Origin of the sequence: Gluconobacter sphaericus NBRC 12467 (assembly GCF_006539125.1) — a bacterium.
Taxonomy (GTDB): Bacteria; Pseudomonadota; Alphaproteobacteria; order Acetobacterales; family Acetobacteraceae; genus Gluconobacter; species Gluconobacter sphaericus.
In genome coordinates, this window is the sequence record NZ_BJMK01000026.1 from 1 (window position 1) to 12,595 (window position 12,595).

11 protein-coding genes are annotated in these 12,595 nt (G+C 62.7%); 10 read left to right on the forward strand and 1 reads right to left on the reverse strand.

Features of this window, described 5'->3' with window-relative positions; translation table 11 throughout:
* Positions 1-309 precede the first annotated feature (309 nt).
* Together GSP01_RS11645 and GSP01_RS11650 are read left to right on the forward strand one after the other, a co-directional pair.
* Complete coding sequence (locus GSP01_RS11645; protein ID WP_141353756.1) at positions 310-687, forward strand: hypothetical protein; 378 nt, start codon at positions 310-312, stop codon at positions 685-687.
* The gene (locus tag GSP01_RS11650) at positions 684-1,655 is read left to right on the forward strand and encodes a phosphoadenosine phosphosulfate reductase domain-containing protein (RefSeq protein WP_228123981.1); all 972 of its coding nucleotides are present in this window, start codon (positions 684-686) and stop codon (positions 1,653-1,655) included. The genes GSP01_RS11645 and GSP01_RS11650 overlap by 4 nt, the downstream gene beginning before the upstream one ends.
* A gap of 2 nt (positions 1,656-1,657) precedes the next feature.
* Here GSP01_RS11650 and GSP01_RS11655 read toward each other — a convergent pair whose 3' ends face one another.
* The gene (locus GSP01_RS11655) at positions 1,658-2,170 is read right to left on the reverse strand and encodes a MucR family transcriptional regulator (protein WP_141353758.1); all 513 of its coding nucleotides are present in this window, start codon (positions 2,168-2,170) and stop codon (positions 1,658-1,660) included.
* A 363-nt stretch (positions 2,171-2,533) separates the two neighbouring features.
* Here GSP01_RS11655 and GSP01_RS11660 point away from each other — a divergent pair, with 363 nt between their 5' ends.
* The 8 genes from GSP01_RS11660 to GSP01_RS11695 all read left to right on the forward strand — a co-directional run bounded on the left by GSP01_RS11660 (position 2,534) and on the right by GSP01_RS11695 (position 12,311).
* Positions 2,534-2,797 (forward strand): hypothetical protein, encoded by a 264-nt coding sequence (locus tag GSP01_RS11660; RefSeq protein ID WP_141353760.1) that lies wholly within the window; start codon positions 2,534-2,536, stop codon positions 2,795-2,797.
* 113 nt (positions 2,798-2,910) lie between these two features.
* Positions 2,911-8,052: a lactate dehydrogenase gene (locus GSP01_RS11665; RefSeq protein WP_141353761.1), complete on the forward strand. Its 5,142-nt coding sequence runs from the start codon at positions 2,911-2,913 to the stop codon at positions 8,050-8,052.
* Positions 8,053-8,186: 134 nt separating this feature from the next.
* Positions 8,187-8,822 (forward strand): hypothetical protein, encoded by a 636-nt coding sequence (locus tag GSP01_RS11670; RefSeq protein WP_141353763.1) that lies wholly within the window; start codon positions 8,187-8,189, stop codon positions 8,820-8,822.
* Positions 8,819-9,160, forward strand: coding sequence for a hypothetical protein (locus tag GSP01_RS11675; protein WP_141353765.1), 342 nt, complete (start codon positions 8,819-8,821; stop codon positions 9,158-9,160). Before GSP01_RS11670 ends, GSP01_RS11675 begins: the two co-directional genes overlap by 4 nt.
* Positions 9,157-9,465 carry a DUF5983 family protein gene (locus GSP01_RS11680; protein ID WP_141353766.1) on the forward strand — a complete coding sequence of 103 codons (309 nt, stop codon included), beginning with the start codon at positions 9,157-9,159 and terminating at the stop codon, positions 9,463-9,465. The genes GSP01_RS11675 and GSP01_RS11680 overlap by 4 nt, the downstream gene beginning before the upstream one ends.
* Positions 9,466-9,655: 190 nt before the next feature.
* Complete coding sequence (locus tag GSP01_RS11685; RefSeq protein ID WP_141353767.1) at positions 9,656-10,081, forward strand: hypothetical protein; 426 nt, start codon at positions 9,656-9,658, stop codon at positions 10,079-10,081.
* Positions 10,082-10,137: 56 nt separating this feature from the next.
* A complete protein-coding gene (locus GSP01_RS11690) occupies positions 10,138-12,000 on the forward strand; it encodes a ParB/RepB/Spo0J family partition protein (RefSeq protein WP_141353768.1) in 1,863 nt (620 codons plus the stop codon).
* Between the two features lie 80 nt (positions 12,001-12,080).
* Positions 12,081-12,311, forward strand: coding sequence for a hypothetical protein (locus tag GSP01_RS11695; RefSeq protein WP_010505037.1), 231 nt, complete (start codon positions 12,081-12,083; stop codon positions 12,309-12,311).
* Positions 12,312-12,595: the final 284 nt, after the last annotated feature.

Below are 12,595 nucleotides of genomic sequence, written 5' to 3' on the forward strand. Positions count from 1 at the left end.
AAATACTGCGGAAACATTAGCTGTCTGCGGCTTGCTGAAAGTATCCCCCTTACCTCACCAGCACTGACAGACGAAGAATAGACGAGGAAAAAAGGAGAGGTAGGATCGGCGTATGGGAGAACCGCTGCCTGTCAGCCGCCCGTGCTGCAACAGGTGGGTCGGCGTCCGTCCTCCCCATGCTCGCCGGCTGGGCCGCCTGCGCGTGGGTGCGGGTGACGCCGATCCTGCCGCTGCGCGGCACTGTTGCACCTCGGTCGCCCGACACGCCGTCGCAAGGATGTTTGAAGAACCAGAGATGGATCGAGCATCATGCGACGCTACCAGTTTCCCTTTGTTCCAACCCCCCGTGGCCGGCCTCCGATGCGCTGGACCGACACGCAGGAACCCACAACCTGCCGCCGCTGCAACATGCACTGGGAAGACGGTGATCAGGCCCTGACGATTGCCTGCACGGGCTGCGGCGCTTCTGCGGATGAGCCGTGCCGCCGCAGCTCAGGTGGCAATGAGCGTGTGTGTGCCTGTCGCGACGAAGCGGCCGTCCAGATGGGGATTCTGACACGTTGTGAGGGACTGACCTGGGACGGTCGCCACGAAAAGGCGCTGCTATTGAGGGCACGCCCGATCGCCCACGCCTTGATGTGCCGCTCGGTGCGGACAGGCGCGCCTGTCAGTCAGTGGACCTCATGAGCCCGGATCTCGCGTCCTATGACCGCATCATTGTCGCCGTGTCGGGCGGCAAGGACGGCACGGCCTGTCTGCTCGCCCTGCTGGAAGCCAGTGCTCCGGTCGAACGTATCGAGCTCTGGCATCACGAGGTGGATGGGCAGGGCCATCCTTCATGGACTGGTCCTCCACAGGCCCGTATGTCGCAGCCCTCGCGCGGGATCTCAGCCTGCCGCTCTACCGCTCCTGGCGCGAGGGTGGCTTCGAGCGCGAAATGCTGCGGGACAATGCGCCCACAGCTCCGGTTGTCTTCGAAACGCCTGACGGGACCATCAGAGCAGGAGGGCAGGGGCCAATGGGAACGCGTATGCGCTTTCCCCAGGTCTCGGCCAGTTTATCCGTGCGGCTGGTGCTCGGCCAGTCTCAAGATAGACGTGGCAGACCGTGCCTTGCGCGGACAGGACAGGTTCCTCAACTGCCGTACTTTGGTCGTGACAGGCGAGCGCGCCGAGGAAAGTCCGGCACGGGCTCGATATGCGGCTTTTGAGCCTCACCGCACCGACACGAGAAACGGCACGCGGCGGCGTCGGCATGTCGACCACTGGAGGCCCGTGCATGCCTGGGTTGAGGCTGAAGTCTGGGCTATCTTAAAACGCTGGCGCGTGATGCCAGCCTATCCCTATCAGGCCGGATTTTCGCGCCTGTCCTGCGCGTTTTGTATCTTCGGCAATGCAGACCAGTTCGCCACCCTGAAATGGATGGATGCGAACAGGTTTGCGAAACTGGTCAGATATGAAAAGAACTTCGGCTGCACGCTCAAGCGGGCCAGGGGGCTTGACGAGCTGTCGTCCGAGGGGACGGTCTATCAGGCGGCCCGGTCGCGGCCCGATCTGGTCGCCGCCTGTCTGTCAGACGGTGCGTTGCAGACCGTTCTAACCGAGGATTGGACCCACCCGGCCGGTGCCTTCGGCACCGGAGGAGGGCCGGTCTAGTCTCAGGCGCGAGCCGGACGGCCGCGACGTTTCTCGGGAAGCTTCGTCACTGGAGGAAGGGTTTCTTCCTCAGGGGAGGGCTCCTGCGGCGCAGAGGCGCGGGTGGTGGAGCCCAACCCGATCTCGCGTGCCAGGGATGAACGCTTCTCCGAATAACTCGGAGCGACCATCGGATACGTGCTCGGCAGGCCCCATCGGGCCCGGTATTCATCTGGCGTCATGTTGTAGGCCGTCTTGAGATGGCGGCGGAGCATCTTCAGTTTTTTCCCGTCTTCCAGGCAAATGATGTAGTCCGGAAACACAGAGCGCTTCGGGTGGACAGCTGGGGTCGGGGCTTCTTCCGCGACAGGCTCGGCCTTGGTCGGGGTGGCGAGGGCGTTGTGCACGCTGCGGATCAGCCCAGGAAGCTGGTCGGCGGAGAGCGCGTTCTGCGACAGATAGGCGGCCACGATGTCGGCCGTCAGTGGCATAAGATCAGTGTGAGGGTGTGTCTGGGTTTCGGTCAGGTCAGTCATAAATGTCCCTCGGGGTCCTGGAAATGCCACTGAAAGTGGGGCGCACAGGTCATGATTTCAAGCTGCTGCAGAGAATACTGCACGAGGCATTAACAGGTTCCTGCGTTTGTTTGGAAAATAGTCTCCCGCCTTCGATCATTACGGCACAGGTCGCACAAGACACGGACAGTAAAGGAAGAAGAGGAGCGAAAGGGTAGAAGAGAAGGGGGAGGCACCACGGGATCGCCCTGTGCCGCAAGGGGTGGGTCCGTCCGTGTCCTCGCTGGCGCTGCGGGCCGGGCGGTCCCGACGTTGACGCGTCGCCCTTGCGGCCCAGAACGACGCCGCGCTCGCCGGAAAGGGTCAGAAAGGAGAAAGCAGACGATGCCCGTCATGGCCCTCACACGCCCAACCCCCACACAGAATTTCAGCCTGGTTCAGGCCCACCGCGAGGGCTGGACCATTCTCGAAGGCTGCGGCCCGGAGCACGCTGACACCCAGCTGCGCGGCGTGACCTGCTCGGACCAGAATGCCTGGTGGCAGGTCGCGCGCCAGGCCCGTCAGGGATCGCCCTATCACCGTGAGGCCCTGTCGCGTCTGTCCCACAGTGAGCGCGAGCAGATCTCCCTGCGCTTCGGTCCGCTGTGACCTGATCCGGAAGGCCTGAGCGCCTTTCGCCCAAACCCATCCTGTTTGTTTTCCGGCCCCCCGGTCTGCCCCCGCGCAGCACCGGGTGCTGCCGCTTGTCCGGAGTTACTCCCATGAGCAAGACCCAGCTCAGCTGTTTCGACACTTCCGCCCTTGGTGGCGGCAGCAACACCCTGTTCTGGGGCGACCTGCCCGGAGATCGTGCGCTCGAAGAGGCCGCATCCCTCGCGAAAGAAGCCGCCGCAGCCCCGGTTGCCGCGTCTAAGATCGACTTTCGTCTCTGCGGCACACGCGAGCTGGCACAGGGCTGGAAAGCGCGGGCGCGGGACAACCTCGCCGCCATCCGTCTTCTGACCGAACTTGAAACGGAGGGCCGCAATGCAACGCCGTCCGAGCAGGCTTTGCTGGCGAGGTTTACAGGATTTGGAGCCGGGGAGCTGGCCAACAGCCTGTTCCCCCGTCCGGGCGAAGCGTTCCGTCAGGGCTGGGAAGAGATCGGGGTGCAGCTTGAGACGCTGACGAGCCAGCAGGAGCGGGCCGGACTGGCGCGGGCCACGCAGTACGCGCATTACACGCCGGAACTGATCGTGCATGCGCTGTGGGATCTGGTGGCGCAGATGGGGTTCCGCGGCGGACGTGCGCTGGAGCCGGGCTGTGGCACGGGTCTGTTCATGGGCGCGATCCCGGAGAAACTTGCCTCGAAGACGGCCTGGACGGCGATCGAGAACGACCCTCTGACCGCCCGCATCGCCCGCAAGCTGTTTCCGAACCAGTGGGTCCGGTCTGAGGACTTCACGACGGCGAAAATTGCCGAGCAGTTCGACCTCGCCATCGGCAACCCGCCGTTCAGCAACCGCACGGTGCGCGGCACGGACGAACTGGGGCGGCTTGGCCTGTCGCTGCATGACTACTTCATCGCACGCTCAGTGTCCCGCCTGCGCCCCGGTGCCATGGGTCTGTTCGTTACGTCACGCTGGACGATGGACAAGCGCGACGCCACTGCGCGCCGGCACCTGTTCGAAACGGCCGATCTGGTCGGTGCGGTTCGCTTGCCGGCAGGTGCTATGCGCGATGATGCCGGAACGGACGTGGTCGTGGACGTGCTGGTCCTGCGCCGTCGCGAGATCGGGGACAGCTCGGGCGGGACCGCCTGGCTTGAGGTCACTGACTTGCCCGACACAGACGAGGGTGAAGGCCCGCTCAGCATCAACCGCTATTTTGCGGAGAACGGCCAGCAGGTGCTGGGTCGGCATGGCTCGACGAGCGGACAGTTCGGGCCGGAATACACCTGTGCCCCGAACCCGATGCTGATGCTCGACGACGCCCTGCCGAGCGCACTCTCCCGTCTGGCCGCGTTAGCCCGCTTTCCGGTGCCGCAGACGCTTGACGTCGAGGCACTGCGGGAAAGCCGACGTGCGGATGTCGGCACGGCAGGGGAGGGGGCGAGCCTCAAGGAAGGCAGCTACCTGATCGAAAAGGGCGCGCTGCACCAGATCATCGACGGCCAGTCTGTGCCGGTGAAGGTCAAGAAAGGCGAGCAGAAGGACGGCATTTTCCAGAAGCACGCGCGTATCATCGAAGGTTTGATCCCGGTCCGTGATGCCGCACGCGCGGTCCTGCGCGCCCAGGTGGAGAACCTGCCCTACAGCGGGCTCCAGGCGGATCTCAAACGCGCCTATCAGTCCTTTGTGCGACAGTTCGGGCCGATCAACCTCACGCAGACCAGCACGCGCATTGATCCCAGAACCGGGGACGAGAGCACGACGCAGCGGCGTCCAAACCTCCAGCCCTTCTACGACGATCCGGACGTCTGGCTGGTCAGCTCGATCGAGGAGTACGACGAGGACCGGCAGGTCGGCACACAGGGGCCGCTGTTCTCCGAGCGTGTGATCCAGGCGACGCTGGAGCCGGAGGTGCACAGCGCCCATGACGCGCTAGCGGTCTGCCTGCACGAGACGGGTGTGGTGGAGATCCCGCGCATTGCCGAACTGTTGGGACGGTCCGAGGACGAGGTCATCGCCGAGCTGGGCAGTGCCATCTACCTCGATGCCGCACGCAGCCAGCCCGGACGCGATGTCTGGGTACCCGCCGACGAAGCCCTGTCAGGCGCGGTGCGCACGAAACTGGCGGAGGCCCGCAAGGCTGCTGAGACCGATCCCCGCTTCGCCCGCACCGTGGTCGCGCTGGAAGAGGCCCAGCCCGAGGACCTGCGGCCGAGTGACATTACAGCTCGTCTGGGCGCGCCGTGGATCCCGACCGCCGACATCGAGGGCTTCATCGCCGAGGTGATCGGGGTCGAAGCCGGCGTGTGGCACACCAAAGAGGTGGCGTCCTGGACCCTGGATAAGGGACCGTTCCGCGGCAAGGCGGAGGCGACGTCCGTCTGGGGCACCGAACGCCGTCCCGCAGGGGAGCTGATCGAGGATGCGCTCAATCAGGCCATTCCGCAGATCTGGGACACCTGGCGCGACGAGAACGGCGAGCACCGGCAGTTGAATGCGCAGGAGACCGAGGCCGCCAAGGAAAAGCTCGCTGCCATCAAGACAGCCTTCCAGACCTGGGTGTGGCAGGATCCAGAGCGCGCCGAGCGTCTGGTGCGGCTGTATAACGATACCTACAACAACCTCGTCCCCCGCGCCTTTGACGGCTCGCATCTGCAGTTGCCCGGGGCCAGCACCACGATCCAGCTGCGTGCCCACCAGAAGCGGGTGGTCTGGCGCATCATCGCCACAGGAAACACCTACATGGCGCATGCCGTGGGCTCGGGGAAAACCTTCTCGGTGTGCGCGGCGATCATGGAGCAGCGCCGTCTCGGCCTGATCTCGAAGGCCATGGTTGTGGTGCCGGGACATTGTCTGGCGCAGATGGCCCGCGAGTTCCTGATGCTCTATCCGACCGCGAAAATCCTGGTCGCGGATGAGACGAACTTCGTGAAGGCCAAGCGCCAGTGCTTCCTCGCCCGTGCGGCCACGGGACAGTGGGATGCGATCATCATCACGCATGATGCCTTCAAGTTCATTCCGGTCGAGACCAAATTCGAACAGGAAATGATCGAAGCGCAGATCGCGTCCTACGAGAGCTTGCTATGCGATGTGGACGAAGACGACCGTATTTCGCGCAAGCGCATCGAGCGCATGAAGGAGGGGATGAAAGCCAAGCTGGACGGGCTGGCCAGCCGCAAGGACGATCTGGTGCATCTCGGAGAGATCGGGATCGACCAGATCCTCGTGGATGAGGCACAGCAGTTCCGCAAGCTGAGTTTCGGTACGAACCAGTCCAGCCTCAAAGGGGTCGATCCGAACGGCAGCGGGCGTGCCTGGGACCTGTACGTCAAGGCCCGCTATCTCAGCCGTCTCAACCCCGGTCGCGAACTGGTCATGGCCTCGGGCTCGCCGATTACGAACACCCTGGGCGAGATGTACAATGTGCAGCGCTTCCAGCAGATCGACGCCCTGATCGAGCGTGGGCTGCATGAGTTCGATGCGTGGGCCGCCAATTTCGGGGAGACCCGCACGGAACTCGAGCTTCAGCCGAGCGGGCTGTACAAGCCTGTGACGCGGTTTGCGGAGTTCGTGAACGTGGCTGATCTGATGGCCATGTACCGGCATTTCGCGGACGTCGTGCAGCAGTACGACCTGCGCCAGTACGTGAGGCTGCCTGAAATCGCCACGGGCAGCCGACAGATCATCGTCGCAGACAGCGGACCCGCTTTCCGTGATTACCAGAAGTCGCTGGAAGCGCGGATCAAGGTGATCGAGGAGCGCAAGGGCAAGCCTGAAAAAGGGCAGGACATCATCCTGTCCGTGATCAACGATGCGCGTCACGCAGCGATTGATCTGCGCTTTGTCCGATCGTGGGAAGACAATGACACCAGCAACAAACTGAATGTCATGATTGCGAGGGTATTCGAGATCTGGAAGGAGACGAGCGATAACCGCTACACGGATCCTGACACCGGCAAGCCGTATGACCTGCCAGGTGCCGTCCAGATGATCTTTTCGGATCTCGGCACGGAAGCCGCGCTGGAGAAACGGGGCTTCTCGGCTTATCTCTGGATCCGCGATGAGCTGATGCGGATGGGCGTGCCGCGCGAGCAGATCGCCTTCATGCAGCACTACAAGAAGAGTGCGGCCAAGCAGGGACTGTTCCGGGATCTCAATTCCGGGCGCAAACGCATCCTGATCGGCTCGAGTGCGACAATGGGGACGGGCGTGAACGCACAGCAGCGTCTGATTGCCCTGCACCATCTCGATGTGCCCTGGCTGGTGGCCGACATCATCCAGCGTGAGGGACGGATCGAACGCCAGGGCAATCAGAACCCGGTCATCCAGATTTACGCCTACGCCCTGAAAGGGTCGGTGGATGCCACGAACTGGCAGCTTCTGGAGCGCAAGCAGCGTTTTCTGGGGCTGGCCATGTCGGGAGATCGTTCGATCCGCCGTCTGGAGGATATTGGCGAGAGTGCGAACCAGTTCGCCATGGCGAAGGCGCTGGCCTCGGGCGACGAACGCCTCATGAAAAAGGCGGGACTGGAAGCGGAGCTTGCTCGCCTGCGTCGTCTCAAGGCTGCCCATTACGACGACCAGTTCAACGTGCGTCGCGCGATCGAACGGACGGAGCGCGATCAGAGGACTGCGGAAGCGTTTATCCCGAAGGTCCGGGCCGATATTGCAAAGCGTCAGTCGACACGGGGCGAGGCGTTCGAGCTTGTACGCAAGTCGGATGTGCTGACCGACCGCCAGGACGCTGGCAAGTGGCTGATGGGACAGGCACGCACAGCCGAGAGGGCAGAGGCGAAAGGTCGGTGGACGCTTGGCGAGATCGGCGGTTTCGAGCTGGTGTGCGAGACTTGGGATTCGACCTTCATGGATGAGACGCAATGGGAGGCGACGATTGCGATCGCGGCCGAGGGCCGGATGATCGGCATCGACTTTGATCACGACACTGCGCCGCTCGGCTTTATCGCCCGCATCGAGAACACCCTGCTGCGCTTCGATAGCGAGCTTGCGGATGCTCAGCGGCTGCTGGCCGAGACGGAGCGCAAACTGCCCGGCTATCGCGCCCGTGACGGGATGCCGTTCCGCGAGGCCGCACTCCTGGAGGAGAAGGAGGAGGAAATGGCGTCTCTGGAGGCGGATCTGGCCGAGGATACAGCGCGGCGGGAGGCCGAGGCTGCCGAGGCTCTGGCCGCGATGGAAAGCCTGACGGTCAACGACAATGGGGAAGAAGACGAAGAAGTAGAGACGGCAGCATAGGGAGAGGAGAAGGGGCGGGCATGGCCCGCCCGGTGCGGCAAGGCTCAGGCCGGGCGCGCTGGCGCGCGGCCTTGCCACACCGGACAGCCCCTGCATCCGCGGAGAGGTTGAAAGAGAGATCAGAGGAAGAGAGCATGTCCTATCGTATCGTCTATGACCTCGCCGCCGTGCGACTTCCGGCAGCGACCCTGCGCCCTCATGTCGCGGATAGCAGCTTTCATGCCGATCAGTATCTGCTGATGGAGCTGGGTGGCGATAACAATGTCTATGAGGGGCGCGGCTCGCTGCGCGCGAGAAGCTGGTCCCTGATTGGGGCGGGACAGAACTGGGAGATCATGCGTCAGGTGGTGCAGTACGCTGTCTCTTGTGAGGGCGGCGGAATGCGCTTCTCCGGTGCCAGCGAGACGCAGGCAGAAACCTATATTCGCAAGTGCCGGACTGTTTTGCGGGATGCCGTGGCCGCGCAGGCGCTTCTTGATCGGGGCATGACCTGCACGGGAAAATTCGCGCTCCGCAAGGGGCCGGTTTCAGCGTGGCTCCAGAAGCGTGTGGACGAGCTGTCCGCTATCAAGGCCCCGGAGATGACAGGTGAAACCCCGGTGTGGTCCTGGCTGAACCTGCTGCGTGACCCAAAGGATGCAGCCATTTTTCTGGCATACTCCAATCTGGATGACGCCCCTGTCTATAACCGGGCGACAGTTTATGGACCATGTCACGAGCGCCACTCCATCATGAAAGGTCTGACCCCATTGGCGGAGTGCGCGGCATGAGCCGGACGGACAAGGCCATCATTTCCAAGGTTCTGTGCGGTGTGAACGTGGAGATTTTCACCTATCCGAATGGTGAGGCTCTTCTGCGCACCGTGGACAGCTATCCCGTCAACGGGAATGACTGGCACGGGCCATACAAGGATGCGACCTGCGCGGAAGCCGATTTCGTGGAGCGCAACGCGCCGCCCGTAATTACCCCGGAGGATCTGCAACGGGGCCGCCTGAATGGGACTATTGCGCAAACGCTTGAGGGCGTCGAGATGATGCTGACCATGGATCGCTGGACAGGGGGCAGTTGTCTGACGTCGTTCATTGTCCGGCCGGAGGCCCGGGCATGAGCGAAGTCCTGCCCACGTCCGCAGGCCCCGTCTGCCGGCACCTGGATCTCAGCACCGGGCATCTTCCGCTCGCAGAGCGCGATGCGTGCGAGCTTTATCTCAGCAGCGGGGGCACAGCAGGGCGAAGTTGCCTTGGTGGGCCTTATGGCTGGATGATCTATGTGCCCACTGAGGCGGAGGACGTCCCGCAGGATGTGTCTCCCGAACTGGCTGCCCTGATGGTGCGGGCGCGGGAGCAGAACTGCCATTACATCCACTTCGATCGGGACGGGTCGATCGACGAGACGCTGCCTTTTTACGACTGAACCGCCACCGCCTTGCCTGCCTCAGGAAGAAGAGAAGGGGGCGGGAAAACAAACAGAAAAGAGAGAGGGAGCCGCCACAGGTCGCGGCTCCGCGCAAGGCTCAGGCCGGGCGCGCTGACGCGCGGCCTTGCGCGAAGCCACGCCCCGTGCCCGCGCCGAGATCATCACGACAGAAAAAAAGGAGACAGGCGTGTCAGACCCGACAGGACAACCCGCGGCCGAAGTGGCGCTCAGAGCAAACCTGACGCTGATCTTTGACGCGATGCAGGCGCATGGCGTGAAGGCGGTCAAAGTTGAGTACGAGGCCAAGGAAGGCTGGTGGACAACGCTTCATGTGACAGCGGACGACAGTCCGGATCTGTTCGAAGACCTGTCCCTTGAGAAGGCCGTTGCAGCGCTTGGACCTGACCAGACGATTGCCCCTCTGTTTCCGAACAGCTTTGACCTTGTGGTCTGGCACTGCGTCGAAACCGTTATCCGCCGCGTGCAGACCGATTACGACACCGATGAAGACGGGTCTTACGGCACGGCCACGTTGACGCTGGAAACACGGCAGCTTGAGGTCGAGCATATCGAGCGTGTGGTCTCCCACCTCGCGCACAGCCTGACCGCCTGACGTCTCCCCCCTCACGATACCTTTTCGACACCCTTACGACATCACTGGAGCCCATCATGGACGAACTACGCCTTGTCGATCCCAACATCCTGATCGCAAATCCGAACAATCCCCGCCAGACCACGTCCGGCCAGGCGAGCATTCGCCAGCTTGCGCTGAATATCCGTGCAGTCGGGCTTGTCCATCCGCCGCGCGTGCGTGAGCTCGGTGACGGCAGCCTGATGATCATTGCGGGCCATCGACGGACGGAAGCGGCGATCTATGCGGGTCTGACGGAAATTCAGGTCCATGTGACGAAGATCGATAATGGTCTGGAGGATCTGGCAGCAGCCAGTGAGAACATGATCCGTGAGGGCATGACCGAGCCGGACCAGTGGCGTGCCGTAACCCGGATGCGCGAAGAGCTTGGCTATACGGATCAGCAGCTGTGCATGGCGCTGATGATCACGCCTGCCTATCTCCGTGGACTGACCCTGCTCGCGAAGCTGCATCCGCCAATCCTGCACGCCATCGAAATTGGCCGTGGCCCGGACCAAAAAGAGCGGCGGACGCTGGCGCTGTCGTCTCTGGAGGAGCAGGCCGCTGCCTGGGCTGAGATGTTTGCCGAGAGCGTGGAGGAGGGAGAGGACCCGGCCGGGTACCGTCTTAACGCCGAAGATCCGGATGATACCGTGAACTGGCGTGACTTCACCTGGCACCTGCGTCAGGACGAGTGGTATGCGCGGGACGCCCGGTTTGACGATGCGCTGGCGCAAAAGCATGGCGTCGTCTGGACCGAAGATCTGTTCGGGCAGGGCAGTGAGGATAATCGCTACGTCACGGATGCCACGGCGTTCCGGGCCGCGCAGGAAGACTGGATTGCCGAGCATCGCCCTGAAGGCACACTTGCGATTGAGACGGACGAGTACGGATCTCCCCTGCGCCCTCAGGGCTACAACTCCGTCGCGTACTGGATGGGCGAGCAGGAGACCGATGTTGTCGGCTACTGGCTCAATCGGAGTACCCTGAAAATCGAAGAGCGGAAGTTCCGCTACACGGGTGAAGAAACAGTTCGCTCTGAAGCGCGTGTGGTGGAGCAGACGCCTCCCCCAAAGAAAGAGCGCGCGGACATCTCCGGCACGGGTCTGAAGATGATCGGCTCCGTGCGGACTCTCGCGCTGAAGAAGGCGCTGGAAGCGAAAAGTGAAGATGCCGATCCGTGGGATCTGGTGGCTGGCCTGCTGCTCGCACTGAATGCCAATAACGTCCATATTTACGGTTCATCAGGCCGGTCGCCTTATGAGAACGCGGTGAAAACCGCTATGGAAGAGCTGTTCCCGGAGGGGGAGCTGGTGCGTGATGAGGCGCTCATCCGCCGCCACGCGCTGGAAAGTCTCGGTGGTTTCATGAACTGCGAAGTGAGCATGCACTCCGGTTCGGGCATGGCAGCGGAACTGCTGGGCTGTCTGTTCGACGCGGATACCCACATGCCGAGCATGGCCGATGAGGACTTCCTGAAGACCTACAGCAAGCCCGGGATCACCAAGGCGGTTCAGGCACATGGGCTTGCGCCACTCAACACAGGCAAAGAGATGCGCGCTTCGCTGCTGAATGCCGTGGGAGACGGACATTGGGTCCCGCAGGCCGCTGGTTTCGCACAGGCGACTGCTCTCTGGGCCGAAGAGGTTCGGAAAAACCAGTCTCGCCGTGCGAAATGGGCTGCAGCTGAAAGCAGACTGCAGGACGAGGATGAAGACGACCTGGAGTGTGCTGATCCGGAGGGTCTGGAAGACGTGATGGACAACGAAGGCGGGGAAGAGGTTGGCGAGCCAGACGTCATGGAGGATGAGCCAGCAGAAAAACCGGACCTCGTGGTGCCGCAGGAACTGGTGGCCATGCAGGCCGCCATGGGAGGGCGGCTGGAGATCCTTCGGGTCTGAGGCCGCGTAATGACAGAGCGTTTCGCGACAGACTTGCGTGGAACGCCTGATCTGGCACAACAGGAGATCGGGGCCGCCTGATGAGTCCGCGTGACGAAACGTCTGTTCAGGTTACGGTTCAGACGTCGCGGCCCCCGAAAATCGTAACCGGATGTGGGTCGGGGGTCGCTTTGCCCACAGTCGTCAGAGTGAAAGGGGAAACCATGATCTTCGTGATCGTGGTGGACCGTAAGTGGTTTACGAAGATCCTTCGTAAAACGAAGAAGACCCTTCAGGCGGTTGCCACCGCACTGAAGAGCCTCTCCGAGTAAATCACTTAAGGTAAACCGGGCCGTGAGGTGTTTTTTCCCGAAGCCCCTCACGGCTCACCTCTGAACTTGGACGAACCGGTTACGATTTTCAAGGGCGGAGTCAGCATGGCTCCGCCCTTTTTCGTGCAGTGAGACGGTGCCTGGGTTCACAGGGGAAGAGCCTGCCCGCGCGAGGGCGAGAAGCGAAGAAAAAAGAAAAAGAAGGAGGAGAGAGGGGCGGGGTGCCAGAGCCTGTCTGTCGCCGCAAGGGGTGGTGTCCTCGGCTGACGCCTGCGGGACCGCCG